This is a genomic window from Pontibacter diazotrophicus (assembly GCF_003367245.1).
In the GTDB taxonomy this organism is placed as follows: Bacteria; Bacteroidota; Bacteroidia; order Cytophagales; family Hymenobacteraceae; genus Pontibacter; species Pontibacter diazotrophicus.
Genome location: NZ_QRGR01000011.1, coordinates 166,732 through 183,080 on the forward strand (window position 1 = coordinate 166,732; position 16,349 = coordinate 183,080).

Below are 16,349 nucleotides of genomic sequence, written 5' to 3' on the forward strand. Positions count from 1 at the left end.
TAAAATGTAACCTATGGCGCGAGGGTCCACCCTCGTGTCTGGTATCGCAGGGCCTCTGGCCCGTGAAGCATAGAGCAGCCTCTGAAGTGTATCCGCCCCTGTAGCTTTTGCATGCGGCCAGAGGCCGCTGAATAGGCAGCACGAGCGAAGACGCTCGCGCTATGAAAGAGAGGGGATATAAAGTAAAAGGGAATAGCTGCTTGAAGGCTATTCCCTTTTACTTTATATCCCCTCTGATTAACTCAAAACCAGCTGCATTTTTCTAAAGACCTGCTTTTAACTGCCCAGCCTGGCGTTGAATTCAGGTTAAGCATGATATTATCATTATTGCTCTGTGTGAACTGGGGCAGGCAGCGCAACAGTTGAAGCAGAGACATCCCCACCTACCGTAATCAAAGGTTTAGCCACCGGAGGAACCTCAGGTGCACCAACGCATAAGGTACTGCTCCCCGGCTCCAGGTAAGGCTCCAGTATCGGAGCCATGCCACGCAGCACCTGTATCGGCAGCGACGAGGTAAAGCTGTACCCTGCCGCTTCACGGCCGGGCACAAAGGCAGTTAGTGTGCCGAAGTGGTTGTCGCCGAGGAAAAAGACAAAGGTAGCGGTTCGGTTAACAGCACGGGAGGTCATGCGGTGCCCCCCGGAGTTAACCGTAACAAGCCGATTATCTCCCGTGCCGGTTTTGCCGCCCATCGCCAGAGGATGACCGTCGGCTCTGGTAAAACCACCCTGCAGGCGGCGGGCAGTTCCCAAACCCACCACCTCTGACAATGCCTCCCGCAGGGTGACGGCTACCTCGGGTACCATCACCTGCTCCCCCTCCAGGGGCGGGCGCCTGAGAGAAGTTTCATAAGGTGTGTTGGCCGCGAAGTGAAGCTTTTCGATGCGAAGCGTTCGTTGGCGCACACCGTTGTTCAGAATGATGCCCATCAGTTCTGCCAGCGCCGCCGGGCGGTCGCCGGAGGAACCCAGTGCTGTGGCGAAAGACGGCACCAGGTGGTCAAAAGGATAACCGAGCCGTTCCCAGCGCTGCTGGATATCGGCAAAAGCCTCCACTTCCAGCATGGTGCTGATGCGGGAATCACGTGCGTTCTTATAGCGTGTGCGGAACAGCCAGGCGTAAACTTCCTGGCGTTGTTCCTTACTTGCTTCCACTACCTCAGCCCACTCCGCACCGGGGTGCTGCAACAGGTAGCCCAGCACCCACAGTTCCAGCGGATGAACACGGGCAATATAGCCCTGATCCGGAAGGTTATAGGCATTAGGGCCATACCGCTGGTACAATTCTAAAACCCTGTCATCCGTAATCTTCTCGTTGGGCAGGCGCTCGCGCAGAAATGCCGCGAAGCTGACGGAGTCGGTTTCAGGGTACAGATAGCGGTGCACGGCGGCTAAACGTACAGGGTTCTGGCGAAGTCCGTCCAAGAATTTATCCAGACGCTCCTCAGGCGTGTTGCCCTTGTACTTGCGCCAGAAGCGCAGCAGGAACGTCTTGCCTTCCCGATCAGCGAACTGAGTCAGGTACTCGCGACGGCGCGGGTCGCGGTCGTCTCCCATTAGCTGGGCTCTGCTGCCAGTGCTCTGGTAGGTAGTGTAGCGTACCAGGTCCCGCATCAACCGTACGAAGGGCAGGTTAATAGATTTCAGCAATGCCTCCCGCACAGTAGGATTGCTCCAGTTTTCTTCGTTCCGGAAGTTATGGAATTTATGCAGGCCCCCTCCTGTAAAAAACACTTCCCGCGGATTGGCTGAATAGCGGCGCTCCAGTGCCGCCTGTAGCATTGCCGGCAGGCTTCTGTCTTTTTCCCTAAGCAGATACACCAGCACCCAACTGGTCAGGTTATCATTCGGTTCCTGTAAAGCATTTCGCAGCGTTTCCAGAGGCTTATCAGCATAACGTTCATGTATTTCCGCCATTATTTCCAGGTATGTAACCAATACCCGCAGTTTGGCAGTCGAGCCCAACTCCAGTTTACTACCTTCGTTGATATCAAATGGCTGGTTCGTGTTATCTGTCTGTACCCGTACCAGGTTGCCTTGCGGGGTATGTTCAAATAAGGTAAAGCTATAACGCACCTGTTCTGTACTGCTAGGGGTTAACAAGCGTTCCCCAAACAGGCCAACAGTGCTGGCGAACTCAGGATCGCTCAGGCGATCAAGATAAGAACTGATCTGTTCCTGCAAATCATGTTGTAAAGTGGTTGTGGCGGCAAGGTCGAGGCGGTCCAGGTCGTACAGCGAGGTGCCCAGCAGTTCGGAGAGATGGGTGCGAACCATCAAAACACCCTTGTCTGTATCTACAGGGGTTACTGCCGGCGCTTTGCTGAAGTCACGGAAGGTGACTTCCTGCGCAAGCCCCGCTTCACGCAGAGCGGGACTGATGTAGCCATTTTCCCCCATCAGGCGCAGGTAGCTTCTCGTGAGTTTGCTCAGTTCAGCATGGCCCTGTGTCCCCAGGTAATAAGACGGACGGCGTTGGGCAATCATTAGGGAAATTACCTGGCGCAGCGCCTGGCCCTGTGCAGCGAGGGTGTCTCCCTGAGCACTGGGGAGGTTCAAAAGGTGATTTACCTCGTCGAAATCAGCGCCAAACCAAACCCAGAGTCCGTCACCTAAGCCATGCACTTCACCATATCCCGGAGCACCTGAGAGGGGCACCGTGTTAACATAGGAAAGGAGCGCTGCCTGGCGCGCAGGAAGTGTTTCAGGACCTCCCTGGTAAGCCCGCACACTCGCAGAGACCATTTGCATAAGTTTATCACGGGGTCCGGCTGTAAGCCCTGCAGGAGAATGGCGGTATTTCTCTATTTGGGTGGGGAGGGTGCTGCCTCCTATTGTTTCGTACTCCAGGCCAATGGATTTGGCGGCCTCTTGCATAATAGCCTTGGTGAAACGCCCCCAGTCAATGGCCGGGTTCATGAACGGTCTGTCTGTATCTAAAAGCTCCCTGTTTTCAATAAACACCAGTGATTGCACGGTTAGAAGCGGAACAGACGCAAAGGAGGCATAGACGCGCTTCGGGTAAGGAGAGTGATAAACAGATTGCCCCCCGCAGTCAACGATATTCAGGCCTGTCTGGGATTTCTCCTGATAAGGTGTGAAGAACCCTTTAGACGTATATTCCATTAAAGCTGGCGAGAATCGGGCCTGGTACTCTATCTCCAAGCCCTGTAGCTGCGCGCGTTCCAGCAGCCGTGGCAATTGGGCATAACCAAGGCGCATGTCAAACGGCCCGTTCTTCGGATAAGTAATAGTGTCGCTTGGCCCCGGCTTCACGCTGTAAGTAAGCGAAGCTGCATACTGCGAGAACTCCTCCGACTGAAACCTGGAGGTATGCATCTCATAAGCCACAGCAGCTATGGCGACGCAAACGCCCAGCATCAGTATTCCAATTAACGTCCACTTAAGGATGCCCCCACGCTTCTTCTCTTTCCTGTCCGTGGGCTTATTTTGGTAGTCGTTTATTATCATAATTGGACTTTTTTTAGGGTGAAAAGCGAAGGGCTCCGTATTTATTTTTACGTTCAATTTGCCTTAAAGGTGACTAAAAGAAGTGAAAACATTCGGAAAGAATCACTCTCTCCGGCTCAGTATATTGTACCCAAACTGCACTTAGCAGAGATTACATTCCAACTGATAGAAAATGTGTTCAACCTGTCTACCAGTTTACTGTGGATCTGAGTAATCCAGGCAGTATATCGAGGCAGGTCATGTAAGGATAATTTTCAAAACAGCAAAAGAAGGACTGGTACTATTATGTTACGATGGGTTTAGGAAATCTTAAACCGATGTTGTCAATGACACTGGTTCTTTAACTTTTTTTATGCGAAACCTCACCCAAAGAAATAACAGGATTTAGATACAGGTTTATTCATACAGGAATAACTGACACCGCTCCCTATCCCTTATACTTATTTCTAAGGCCAATTTTGATAGGGGATTGCTGCTGCCTGTTCTGAATCGCCTGCAAGACAGTAAAGTGGCTTTGGTGGTTTTTAGCTATTCTTTTTGTTCTCCTGAAAAGATAACATCAAACACCCTAAAACATATTAAAGTAGCATTTTGCATTTTATAGTGCCCAAACGCAACAGTATAGCCATATTTTTTAATAAAATATAACCCTTATTATAAAATACAGTATAGAGTCCAAATTCATTACTCATTTAATCCTACAAAACACATGAGAACACTTAAACCAATTACACTACTATTTCTCACACTAATGATGTTTAGCTTTGCAAGCTGCGAACTAATTGAGGACATGCTTCCAGTTCCAGGTACTGAAGAGCCTGAGCCAGAACCTGAAGCACCCTCTCCTTTAGAGATGCTGGTAACCGATAGCCTCTCAACGGGCCTTGTATGGCAGTTACAGCAGGTGCAATTAGATGGTGCAGACTTTACTGCTGCCTATGACCAGGTGTATCAACTGGACAACTCTTACTTTGACATCAGGAGTGATGGCACCTTCAGTGGGGCTTTGCTAGGTGAAACATATTATAATGACCCTAAATGGCAAGCAGAAGGAAATGTATTGACCTTAACACATGACTACATCGTGCAAGGCCTTAGCCCAACTCAAATGGTACTGGAAAGAACTTTGCCTGCCGGAGGGCCAGGTGAAGTTGTAACCTATGTCTTTGTGAAGGAATAGTAAACACGCTCTACTAAACAAAAAGCCCTTCCAAATGGAAGGGCTTTTTGTTTTTGAGTTGTCCCGCCCTATAATAAATAGATAGTACGGGTACTGTTATATAATTATGATAACTGAGGCACCTTAGTATACTTATCATAAAACCTTTCGCGTATTAGCCGATGAACGTACCCGTGGGGACTTTGCCGTAATGCGCTATGATGAATGGGGTGTAGGAACCTCTACCGGAAATTATACGGGTACCACTATAGCAGAATTTGCGCAAGATGCCAAAGCAGCAGTTAAAGCTTTACGATCAGACCATTGTGTCTAAGTAGATATACAGTATAGCAGAACAAGTAGGCACAAGGCTGTTTAACAATATGTTAATTAGCAGGTGTTGTTTAACCTCTCTATGTTTACATACAACCTACCACAGCTATGAAATACTTCCTGTGCATTATTCTCCTGCTCCCTTTCAGTGCCTCTTACTGCTACGCGCAGCGTCTGTACGATAAACCTGAGGTACAAACAGGGGAAACAACTTATAAGGTGGAAGTTTTTGAAGGGCGTTTCCCAATGATCGGAGTAACGAACGCTAAAAATTCCTTAGCTGGAACAAGGATGATAGTTAGTTCAGATGTGTTAGGAGGAACGCATTTTACACAGCCTGCGAGCCTGTTGAATAGCTTTTGGAGTACTTTCAATGAAGAAGATCTAAAAGAATTGCTTCCTGAGAAAATCATCCTGGCAATGTTCTATGTAAATCCTTACGGTAGGGTGAGGGAAATAAGCTTCTTGTTGAAGAAGGATACCAGGCTAAGTCCAGAGAAGTTAGCCGAGCTAGAAGCCGCTCTTAAAAAGAACGTCTCCTTTAGCTTTAACATACACCCTCAACAAGCTGAACGCGCCAACTACTTCGTAATTACTGTGCCAATTTCAACAGCCAAAGTTTTAAATAAAACCCTAGAGCCAGAGTTTTAAATTAAATCTTGAATGGTGAAGGTGGCAGCAAAATAAATGCAGTAGGTTGAAGACACGGGGTTCCTTGTCTAGCAAGGGTAGCTGAAACAAGGCAGCAGAACACATCTGGAGAAAACAGCTACTGTGTGGTATTCGCGGTCTTCGCTGTATAAGTATAGAGATCCTCAAACTGAAGCCGAAGCCGTAAACTTTCTTTTGCTTAGCATAACTGAGCTTATGAGAAGCCGGTAAGCGAGTTTATGTTAAACTCACTCAGTTTATTTATGACAGTCAGGATGTAAGCCGACATTCTCAGGCATCAAACAATAGTTTACCTGACATTCTCCACTTAACATTTTTCTTTCATAATCCCCTCTCACTAAACCATGGAGGGGTTGAGAAAGAAAAATGAACCTGTTAGCCTTCTGCTACAAAAATTAGCAGTAGTGTCAGGTCAAGTAGTGGCAATTACACTATATCTTGACTATTACAGGTTAGTACAGGCTACGCCTCGTTCGTAGCCTATACTAAACGTTGTACCAAAAGATTCTTTATTCTATCCATGAAGTTTCATGCAAAAACTCCACATCATTCTTCTTATCAAAAAAGAACAGGTACGTTTTCCCTGATGAACCTCTTTTCCGAGTCTGCTGGTGAAGATAAAAAACTTATAGCTTACACCTCACCGTACCATTGCAGAAACATTTTGTTAGCAACATGTGCCATTCTTCTCGCAACTTGTAGTCGGTCGTTACATTGTCGTCATGGTGTCGCGGAATAGAATTAATTATCTCGCCATCGTCATAACCTGCGGATGAATGTTTTACCTTTTTACTCAGCTTTCAAAACTTTTACAGGTTCAATTTGCGACGCTCGAATGGTTTGGGACAGGACAGTCAGAAGCCCGACTATGGCAACCAAACCAAAGCCTATGCTTACATTTATAAAACTTAAATCAACAAGACTGCTGCCTAAATCTTGTCTAATTAAATCACCGCCAAACAAGCCAGCCGGAACACCAATAAGTCCGGCAATCAGGATAAGAATGCCAAAATTTCTGGTAACTGCCCACACCAATTCTTTGTTGCTTGCTCCCAATACTTTTCTTATACCCAGTTCTTTAACACGTGTTTCTACGGAGTAACTTGCTATGCCTAAAATGCCCAAACCAGCGATTATCATAACTATAAGGGCAAAGAATCCAAAAAAACCTATTCTTTCTCTACTGCTTGAATAACCATCTCTTAAATTTTGAAGGTTTGCTGTTTTTTCAGGAAAATGGTTTTTCCATAAGGTTTGAATGGCTTTGGTTGCTTCCAATTCTGTATTTGGCGTTATTTTTATGGTCAAGGTGGCTATTTCATTTGGCAAATACCGATACATTAAAGGAATTGTTTCGCCAATAATTTCATTGGGCATGATGCCAATGACTTGTACATAGGCAGAATCCAGTAATAGAGTTTGCCCCACTAAAGTCTCCGATTCAGACTCCATCAATTTTGCGGCAGTTTCATTCACCAACACATATTGCTCAATATTCTGGGGCATATCTTTAGGGAAAATTTGTCCCGATTTTAAGCTGATACCTTCTGTTTCAATTGTTTTCGGGTCAATACTTACGTAATTCATTTCCAGAATTTTATCATTTAATATTACAGAAGATTTGCCCATTTTAATCGGTTTATAATACCAGTTAGTCGCCAAAGTTGTTTCTACCTGGCTTAACTGGCTTATTTCGTTTTGCAGGTTTTCATATTTTTCACCTTTTAAATCAAGTGTCAGGACATTGGGTGACACGGTTGAGCTAATGATTGCATGATTTTTTATTTCATAATCTGCTAATATGACAACCAATATCATCAGCATGATGGTCACTGAAAACTGTACGACAATTAAAGCTTTGTAAATAGCAATACTCTGGAACAGCTTAATATTCTTCATTTTACGCAAAACCTGTATGGGCTGAAACGCTGACAACAGCCAAGACGGAAGTGCCCCTGCGACTAAGCCTGTGATAACTGCGTAGGTCAACAAACCTAAAATCAAGGTTGTATCATAAGAAAACGCCACATCCATATCGGGTATATAGTGCATTAAAATTTCAACACATGGCATTGTAAACAACAAAGCAAATAGGGAAATCAGGGTCGATTCCATTAAAAATTGACCAATAATCTGTCCTCTTGTTGCGCCTATCGTTTTGCGAATACCTACTTCTTTCGCTCGAGAGAAGGCACGCGCCAATGTCAAACTGATATAGTTGAAAGCAGATAAAAGGGTTAAGGCTAGAATCAAAAATAGCTGTGTTTTTATGCCCGTCCAATCGGTGCCCGCATCGAGGTCATTTTTAATGTCATTGTTTCGAGGGGTGATGTCTTCTATGGGTTGTGCCAAAAAATGAATATTGCTCTTATCCATTTTCCGATTATAGTTTTGGAGCGTTGTATTGAGCTGCTTTAAATCATCTTCTGATTTTAAACGTGCGTAAATTGCTGAACTCTTGAAGTCTCCCCAACTTTGTGAACTATTACTCAGTGCTCCTTTTTTTTCAAGCATTTCGGCAGCATTAATAGAAAGCATTGCCTCAATGGGTAGATGTGTTTCTAAAGGCGGGTCCTGGATAATTCCCTCAACGGTATAAGAACCTAAGTTTTCAAATCGAACCGTTTGCCCTAAAGCATTGGCGTTGCCAAATATCTTTTCTGCTGTTTTTTCAGTTAAAAAAAGGGTGGTGGGATTATTTGTAAGGCTTTGTGCATTACCTGACAACAATTTAAAGCCAAAAACATCAAAAAAAGAAGGCTCCGAAAATTTTATGTCAATAGGTATATCGCCACCGTCGGTTTGCAAGTTATGTTTTCCTGCCAAGCGTACTTTTACCGTTTTTTCAACAAAGGAGACACTTTCCATTTGAGGCGCTAATGGTAATGGAGCTGTTGCCCATTTGGTTTGTTCCCCCTCCTTTGTTTCCTGCGTGAGTATCCGTACTATTTGATTTAATTTTGGATGAAAATGGTCTGTATCGTGAGTGGCTTTTAGGCCTGTAAAAAGTATAACACCAACCGCCATACTCAGTGACAAGCTCAGTATATTGACTAATGAAAAAAGCTTGTTTTTCCAGAGTATCCGTATAGCGATTTTTAGATTGTCCTTTATCATGACTTAAAGTATTGCTTTTTATTGAAAAAGAGGCCAAATACTGAGGGGGGATCCCTTTCAATTCGATTGGCAAAGTTGGTACCAAAATACAACTAATTAATTATCAATAATTTATAATTAATTAGTTGTATTTTGGTACCAACTGTTTATTAAAACCTGTTCGATTTCGGACACTTGACTGTATCGATTTGATACAGTCAAGTACAAAATATTTTACACCCAAATGAGACTGCGGCACTTACTTTTATCTCAGTGGGTGTTTGCCGTGGAGAAGCTTATTGGTAGGATTGTCAAACGTTTCTTTGTTGTCTGGGAACATTTGTCGGGTTACACGGAAGGGCATTGTTGCTAACGGCTTTGCAAGCACTCCTCACCCATGGTCAACTTAAAGAAGGAGAATCTGTTTTGATTAACGGTTCTTCAGGAGGTGTCGGCCATTTTGCCGTGCAAATTGCAAAGGCCTATGGCGCTAAAGTCACGGCTGTTTGTTCCAGTAAAAACATCAACTTTGTAAAGGCATTAGGTGCTGATCAAGTGGTTGCATACGATAAAGAAAGCATTCATCATCACGATGGGCATTACAACCTCATTATTAATACACACGGCAACCTTTCTTATAAAGACTACAAACGCATGGGACAGCGAGGCGTCATCGTCGGTTTCACCACGATGGGGCATATGACTTCGCTTCTTTTACAAGGAAGAATAAGTAAATTTCCATTAGCCCAATTTACCGCTGAAGCCAACACAGCAGATCTAGAGACTTTGGCATTTTTAATTCGGGACCGAAAAATCAGAGTTCACTTAGAGAAGACTTATTCTTATAAAGAAATTCCTGAAGCCATAAGCTATATTGAAGCTATGCGCACCAGAGGAAAGGTGGCGATGGTGTGGGAAAGCGTTGCCGGCACAGAAGAGGTTGATGCCGGACGAAATATCACATACAGCTAACATGAGCTTTGCGTCAGGACGGGCCGATGTGGCCAAACCTGGAGCCTGTGCATGCAATGCGCTTCAGTAATAGTAAGCCAGATGTACAGGCCGCTTTTTAAAATAGGCCTGTACACTTACCATCTCTAAGGTTACCGCTTCCACTTCTGTGCAATGCTGACGGCAGTCTCCAGCATGTGCGGCGCCCAGTTTTCAATTTTCCAATCAGAACCAGCCAGGGAAGACGTAAAGAGCAGTCGCCGGGCCTCTTCGTAGGAAGGTGCTGTTTCCAGGATGTGCGAGAGCTGCAGCTGTTGGTCGTGAAGCATATCATCCTCCACAACAGGGCCCGTCTGTAGAGGCTGTACCGGCAAAAAGAGATTATCATCCTGCCTGGACAAGCTGCTTCTGCTCTTCTGTACCAACGCCTCCATCTTCAGAAAATCCTGACGGAAGCGGTTTCTGCTGCTTTCGGTCTTCAACCCATTTCCCAATTGCTCCAGCACAACATATTTCAGGTTGGAGCACTTTGGCACCGTCAGTTCCAGCAGATGGAAAACCTCCTCCGGCACGGCGTCATCGTGGGTGTCCCTTCTTACCTTCTTCTCTGGTTCAAGCACAGAAGCCTCCCAGCTGCCTCCTGAAATATGGATTTCCCGCACACGATTCAGCGGGTACAGCGTGATCAGGTCTTCGTATGTAATGGAGAAATTATGGAGCTGGCAGTAGAGGTTGTGCAGGTCCAGTATAAGAAAGCCATTCACAGGCGCTACCAGCTTTTCCAGGAATTCGCCATGTTGTTTCACTTCGTCCAGCGAGTAGGAAAAAGCCAGGTTCTCGAGCCCGACCGGGCATTGGCAGGCGTCGTAGATGCGGCTTAACCTGTCCTGCCCGATGCGCAAAGTGGTGCTGGTGTACGGCACATAGAGAGGAGCACCGGAATGGAAATTCTGTCCGGTAAAAAAACCGAAATGTTCGGTAATATGATCAAAAGAATATTGTGAACTTAGTTGTTTCAGTTGTTCCAGCCAGTGCTGCTGCTCCTTTGTCCACTTGCCAGAGAGCAGGGAAAAGAACACGCCGTGACCAATCAGCCTGCTTTGTTGGCTATAAGCAAGTAACAAATCAGTGAACCAGTAAGGCACCTGCGCTGCCCAATAGAGCGTATCGAAAGACCACTCAATGGCCTCTACCCTGCCCTCTTCCAGCAAAGGAAAAGCGGCAGATAGAATATCCGCATCTAAATTACAGGCAATCGTTGATAAGATTTCCGGCTCCTTCCCCACAGGATGTAGTTCTTTCCCGTTCAAGGCTTAGCCCATGCCACAAGCCGGGCAGTTGTCCGGCACTTTCACAACCTCTTTCCCTTTCTCACCGCCCTGCTCCGTCCTGGGCCCGGGCAACTCTTCTTGTGTACAGCCCGTGGTTTGTACCGTAATGCCAACCAGTATGGCTCCGAGTAACGCTTTAGGTATTTTCATGGCGATATAGCTTATTTTTGGTGCTGGTAAAAATTTCTTCTCACTTGGATGACCCTCATCCAGGAGCAAGGGTTGCATCTGTATTCAGAAAAGGGCTGAAACTTGAATTTGGTATGCAATAACAGTGCTTTTTGCAGGTTTCGCTGTTAATAGAATATAGGATAAAGTCTTAGCATTTCAGGTGCAGCGGGAATTGATTTTATGAAATACAGAAATCCGCCGCTGCTGTTCCGGGAGCTGCTGCCACTGGTGAAGGGTCAGAACATCAGCAGCACGATTGACAGCATGCTCGAGCTAAAGGCAAGCGTTAACGAGAAATACCTGCACCCGAAAGAGGTGGAGCTGGAGGTCTATCTCAAAAGCACGCTTTACTACTGCGAGCAAAGGCAAATGAAATTGATGCACAGAAGGGCGAAACAGAGCCGCTAAACCAACTCATCCGGAAAACGATAGAACAACCATGGCACTAACCATAGACGAGCTTAAGACAAAAAACCTGCTGCTGTTCGAGTGCATTAGCGGAAGCAGGGCTTATGGCCTGAGCACCCCTACTTCCGACACCGATATCCGGGGCGTATTCGTGCTGCCCGAGGAGGACTATTTTGGCCTGAACTACGTGGAGCAACTCAGCAACGAGAGCAACGACATTGTATACTATGAGCTGCGCCGTTTCGTAGAGCTGCTGGCTAAAAACAACCCCAACATGCTGGAGCTGCTGAACATGCCCGAAGACTGCATACTATACCAGCACCCGCTCTACAACAGGTTTAAGCCGCAGGACTTCCTCTCGAAGCTGTGCAAAAACACCTTTGCTGGATACGCCCTCACGCAGGTGAAGAAGGCGAAGGGGCTGAACAAGAAGATAGTGAACCCGGTGGAGCCGGAGCGCAAGTCTGTGCTGGATTTCTGCTATGTGGCACAGGGACAGGGCTCGGTGCCGGTGCAGGAGTTCCTGGAGCAGCAGGACCTGCAACAGGAGGATTGCGGCCTGGCCCGCATCCCGCACATGCCAGACCTCTACGCGGTGTTTCATGACCCCGGCACAAACCTCAGGGGCATTGTGCAGAGCGAGGAATCCAATGATGTTTCGCTGAGCTCCATCCCCAAAGGGTTGCAGCCGCTGGCGGTAATGAGCTTCAACAAAAACGCCTACTCCACCTACTGCAAAGAATACAAGGAGTATTGGGACTGGGTAGAGAAGCGTAACAATGCCCGCTACGAAAACACGCTCTCGCACGGCAAAAACTACGATGCCAAGAACCTGATGCACACCTTCCGCCTCCTCGACATGGCCGAAGAAATCGCCAGCCAGGGCCAGATCATCGTGCGCCGCCCGAACCGGGAATTCCTGCTCCAGATAAAAGCCGGTGCTTTTGAATATGCGGAATTACTGGCTATCGCCGAGGAACGCATTGCGAAGATGGATGCGCTGTATGCCGCGTCTGATTTGCCAGAGGAGCCAGATATGGAGCGGCTGAATAAAGTGTTGGTAGAGGTGCGGAGGGAGCTTTATTTAGAATTTCTATGAAATAACTTTATTGTTATTGTTTGGTGCGCACTGTCTGTCAGAGAGAAAAAGTAGATAAATCTAAAGAATGCATGGCAGATATGATATTTTATTCTATCATAGATTCCTTATAACCTAGAGAATGGATATACCCTTTTTTTATCATTTAAAAAATTACCCTTAAAGCTCGAATAAAGCAAACCTTCAAACAAATGATAACATTATAATATTCTTATATGCCACTTCTAATGAATTCAACTCTGAGTATGGCATTTTTTAAGCCTCCGTTAGGAATTAAAAGTCAAAGAAATCGCTCAGGAACGATTCCTTTTTCTTGTGCGGATGCTTTTTATGTGAGTCGTGGCCATGATCGCCATAGCCGTAGCGTTTAGAGTCAGCCTCGTAATTTTCTTTTCTGGAGTAATGGTCGGCGGAGCGCTCCATGATCTTTTCAAGTTCGCCACGGTCCAGCCAGATGCCACGGAAATTGGGGCAGTAATCAGTCTCAACTCCGTTTTTCTCGCATCGGAAGCGTTTCGTTGCAGTTAGGGCATTTCATCGTTCGTGATTGCTTTGGTGTATTCTTCAATATAAGCAAAAGATTGCAAAGCACCGAGTTGCAGAGCCATTGAACATGTGAGCTCCTGCTTGACGTAACCTGGTTTATGAGAAGCTATATTCCTACTTAGGAAATGCTTTATGTCATTTCTAATATATTGACAGAGGTTACATAGGGTTCAAGAGCCCTTTTACTATCCAGGCCACGTATCAGACTTATAAAATCGGTCTGTGGGTTAGACCATACCTCAGCAAAGAAGCCCCCCATGTCATATATTTCAATATAATACCCCCTTCTGCCGCGGTGGGCTAGAAAAGCGCCGTGTGCCCAAATTATTTCTAACCTTCCGGCTAAGGAATGGCTGTTGAAGAGGGAGAGGTTCATGACACACTATACGTAAGAAAGGAAAAGGAAGCCAGTCTTACAGCATACATCTTTGCTGAGATGTTAATCTTTTGGCCGTATAACGGCTCTTATGTTCACCAAAACCTCATGGATTCTGCTGCAGCCATGCCTCGTAATCACTCCCGGAAAGGTGCCGCCGCATGTATTCTTTCAGTCCCTGCCCGTTTTGCTCTGCCACGAAGCGACGGAAATCCACCACACCCTTGGCCCCTTCAAAACCCTCTTTCCTGAAGTAGTTTCGCATCGGCTCATTGAGTGTGTTCAGCCATTCTTCAAAATGACTTAGCTCCGGGTCTGGCCCTGCCTGCCTATAGTAATCAGCGGCAACCTGGGCTATGCGCAGGCTCTGGTTCTTTTTCATCTCTAAAGTTCATGGCGTGCTGGCAAGTGGGGGCTTTACACTATGGCTTCTTTTTGAGCTTCATCCCTGGCAACCGGTCTCTGCGCTGCCGCCTTTTCGTCTTTACCCGGTTTCTCTATCTCGCTCTTGATTTCATTGGTGGCGTCCTTAAACTCACGGATGCCGCGGCCCAGGCCTTTTGCCAGCTCCGGAATGCGCTTGGCCCCGAAGAGCAGCAGGATGACAAACAGGATGAGGATGACCTCTGTGCCTCCCAGGCCCCCTATAAAAGCAAGAATGTTGGTGTTTTCCATAGTCTTCTGTCTTGAAGTGATGCACTACTAACGGGAAAAGGAAAATAATGGATTTCCCGCCGGCCTATTTAGCCAAAGAGAAACGAGCCTGGCTGCTATTTTACCTTCTCACTACGGCGCCGGATTTCTTTTTCTCTAACTATTAATGAGTACTCACTCATTGATTGGGTGCATACACCCTGTATTATGATGCTACTCTCAAATATTCAGATGCACAAGCGTACGTAGTTCTGCGTACGTACTTTTAATATTACAAAAAGAATAAATATGCACCAATTAACTGTGTTTCAACAGGGACTGCTGCTCGTCTTGAATATGCACGGCAAGTATCGTAAATATTTGATGTATAGATGATTGTAAAGCATGTTAATCAACTTTAGCAGAGTGGCAAAGAAAATCAGGATATATAACAGAAAAGGCAGCAGAGGAGAGAGAAAGATTTTAAAGTAGTATTTTTTTAATTTTATATGTGTTAGTATGATAAAGTTTACCAGTTTTAAAGGAAAGGATTACAAGCCCGATGAAAGGCTTGGTAAGTCCCGCAGGTCTTTCCTGCAGTACAGCGGGGCCGCACTGGCCACATCCGCTATTTTACTCTCCGGCTGCGAGGTGCTGGAGGAATATATTCCACCGAAGAACCCCAACTCTCCCAAGAAAGTGAACCTGGGCAGCGGGGACATCGGCATCCTCAACTATGCCTATGCCCTGGAGCAGCTGGAGGCAGCCTTCTATACCAAGGTAGCGCTATTAGGCTTTTACATCGGTGCGAGTCCTGAGGAAATAAGGGTGCTGGAGGATTTGCGACAGCACGAGGTGGCACACCGGGAGTTCTATGAGGCGGCGTTGGGCAAGAACGCCATTGGTAAGCTGGAGTTCGACTTCAGCATGGTTGACTTCAGAGACAGAAACAGTGTGCTGCAGACTGCCAAGACCTTCGAGGACCTGGGCGTGGCGGCTTATAACGGTGCTGGCCCTCTCCTTGAGAACCCCGATTTCCTGGTAGTGGCAGGTAAAATCGTGTCGGTGGAGGCGCGGCATGCAACTGCCATATACGACCTTATCGATCCTAGTGCGGCGTTTGTGGACTTCATTGATGATGGCCTGGAGCGGGCTTTCCTCCCTATGCAGGTGCTGCAGATGGCCGCCCCTTTCATTGTGACGGAGATTGACGCGAGTAATTTACCAACAGCTTAACCGGAGGACACTATTATGGAGTTTATAAAACTATTCAATTCTTTCAACACTGATAATAGGTCGGAAGAAGAAGTGGACACCTACATGTCCAGGAAAGAGGCTTTCAAGAAACTGGGAGGCCTGACTAAAAAAGTGGCACTTGCCTCTTTGCCGGTGGCGGCCTTCACCGTTATGCCTAAAATGGCTTTTGCCCGGGCGCATGATGTGATAGCCGTGCTGAAGTTCGCACTGACCCTGGAGCGGCTGGAGTATCAGTTCTATATAGAGGGTGTAAACTCAGGGATCATCAGCAGCCAGCACCAGAACGTATTCATGGCCATCCGGGAGCACGAGCGTATCCATGTGGAGCTGCTGGAGGCGACTATCCAGTCGTTGGGCGGAAGCCTGGACGGTGTGCCGAGCATGTTCGATTATACCGCAGACGGCGTGTTCCCAAGTCCTTTCGGCAATTACCAGCTTTTCCTGGCCCTGTCGCAGGCGTTTGAGGACACAGGCGTGAGAGCCTACAAAGGACAGGCCCCGAATCTGATGGAGAATGACGACTTGCTGAAAGTGGCGCTGCAGATTCACGCAGTTGAAGCTCGCCATGCCTCACAGGTAAGGCGCATCCGCGGAAGAAAAGGCTGGATAACAGAAGAGGACTATGACGGCATTGATGGCTTTGGCTCGACCTTCATGATGGCCAGCAGCGCCGTGTACGCCGGTGAGAAAAACACGATGCATGTGGGTGTGGAAGTGACTGACGTGACAACGGTGCCGGTGATGGCAGTGAGGGAGGCATGGGATGAGCCGTTATCTATGCAGATGGTTGTAGACATTGTTACGCCCTTTATCGTGTCGTAACGAACATGAAGGATTATCAACTTT

Annotated in this window: 14 protein-coding genes; 7 read left to right on the plus strand and 7 right to left on the minus strand. The window is 46.8% G+C overall.

Annotation, left to right across the window (positions count from 1 at the left end; translation table 11 throughout):
• Positions 1–324: 324 nt before the first annotated feature.
• Positions 325–3,471 carry a transglycosylase domain-containing protein gene (locus tag DXT99_RS12060; RefSeq protein WP_115565804.1) on the minus strand — a complete coding sequence of 1,049 codons (3,147 nt, stop codon included), beginning with the start codon at positions 3,469–3,471 and terminating at the stop codon, positions 325–327.
• A 790-nt stretch (positions 3,472–4,261) separates the two neighbouring features.
• On the opposite strand from DXT99_RS12060, the gene DXT99_RS12070 reads away from it, so the two are divergent.
• Entirely contained in the window at positions 4,262–4,651 is a 390-nt protein-coding gene (locus DXT99_RS12070) for a hypothetical protein (protein ID WP_181885110.1), read from the plus strand.
• Between the two features lie 420 nt (positions 4,652–5,071).
• A complete protein-coding gene (locus DXT99_RS12075) occupies positions 5,072–5,614 on the plus strand; it encodes a hypothetical protein (protein WP_115565807.1) in 543 nt (180 codons plus the stop codon).
• Between the two features lie 810 nt (positions 5,615–6,424).
• Here the strand turns inward: DXT99_RS12075 and DXT99_RS12080 are convergent.
• A complete protein-coding gene (locus tag DXT99_RS12080; protein WP_115565808.1) occupies positions 6,425–8,752 on the minus strand; it encodes an ABC transporter permease in 2,328 nt (775 codons plus the stop codon).
• A gap of 357 nt (positions 8,753–9,109) precedes the next feature.
• Between DXT99_RS12080 and DXT99_RS12085 the strand changes: the two genes are divergently transcribed.
• On the plus strand, positions 9,110–9,703 hold the full coding sequence (locus DXT99_RS12085) for an NAD(P)-dependent alcohol dehydrogenase (RefSeq protein ID WP_246000677.1): 594 nt from the start codon (positions 9,110–9,112) through the stop codon (positions 9,701–9,703).
• 131 nt (positions 9,704–9,834) lie between these two features.
• Here DXT99_RS12085 and DXT99_RS12090 read toward each other — a convergent pair whose 3' ends face one another.
• On the minus strand, positions 9,835–10,992 hold the full coding sequence (locus DXT99_RS12090; protein ID WP_246000679.1) for a multinuclear nonheme iron-dependent oxidase: 1,158 nt from the start codon (positions 10,990–10,992) through the stop codon (positions 9,835–9,837).
• 3 nt (positions 10,993–10,995) lie between these two features.
• A complete protein-coding gene (locus DXT99_RS27025) occupies positions 10,996–11,163 on the minus strand; it encodes a chryseobasin-related MNIO class RiPP peptide (RefSeq protein ID WP_181885111.1) in 168 nt (55 codons plus the stop codon).
• 201 nt (positions 11,164–11,364) lie between these two features.
• On the opposite strand from DXT99_RS27025, the gene DXT99_RS12100 reads away from it, so the two are divergent.
• Positions 11,365–11,592, plus strand: a complete 228-nt coding sequence (locus DXT99_RS12100; RefSeq protein WP_115565811.1) for a hypothetical protein — start codon at positions 11,365–11,367, stop codon at positions 11,590–11,592.
• Between the two features lie 31 nt (positions 11,593–11,623).
• Positions 11,624–12,691 carry a nucleotidyltransferase domain-containing protein gene (locus DXT99_RS12105; protein WP_115565812.1) on the plus strand — a complete coding sequence of 356 codons (1,068 nt, stop codon included), beginning with the start codon at positions 11,624–11,626 and terminating at the stop codon, positions 12,689–12,691.
• Between the two features lie 273 nt (positions 12,692–12,964).
• Here the strand turns inward: DXT99_RS12105 and DXT99_RS12110 are convergent, their stop codons facing one another.
• The 3 genes from DXT99_RS12110 to DXT99_RS12120 all read right to left on the minus strand — a co-directional run bounded on the left by DXT99_RS12110 (position 12,965) and on the right by DXT99_RS12120 (position 14,288).
• Positions 12,965–13,114, minus strand: a complete 150-nt coding sequence (locus DXT99_RS12110; RefSeq protein ID WP_246000681.1) for a hypothetical protein — start codon at positions 13,112–13,114, stop codon at positions 12,965–12,967.
• Positions 13,115–13,719: 605 nt separating this feature from the next.
• Positions 13,720–13,995: a hypothetical protein gene (locus DXT99_RS12115; RefSeq protein WP_115565813.1), complete on the minus strand. Its 276-nt coding sequence runs from the start codon at positions 13,993–13,995 to the stop codon at positions 13,720–13,722.
• Between the two features lie 35 nt (positions 13,996–14,030).
• Positions 14,031–14,288, minus strand: a complete 258-nt coding sequence (locus DXT99_RS12120) for a Sec-independent protein translocase subunit TatA/TatB (RefSeq protein WP_115565814.1) — start codon at positions 14,286–14,288, stop codon at positions 14,031–14,033.
• Between the two features lie 477 nt (positions 14,289–14,765).
• On the opposite strand from DXT99_RS12120, the gene DXT99_RS12125 reads away from it, so the two are divergent.
• Positions 14,766–15,482 carry a ferritin-like domain-containing protein gene (locus DXT99_RS12125; RefSeq protein ID WP_115565815.1) on the plus strand — a complete coding sequence of 239 codons (717 nt, stop codon included), beginning with the start codon at positions 14,766–14,768 and terminating at the stop codon, positions 15,480–15,482.
• Between the two features lie 15 nt (positions 15,483–15,497).
• On the plus strand, positions 15,498–16,325 hold the full coding sequence (locus DXT99_RS12130; RefSeq protein ID WP_115565816.1) for a ferritin-like domain-containing protein: 828 nt from the start codon (positions 15,498–15,500) through the stop codon (positions 16,323–16,325).
• The last annotated feature ends 24 nt before the right edge of the window (positions 16,326–16,349 follow it).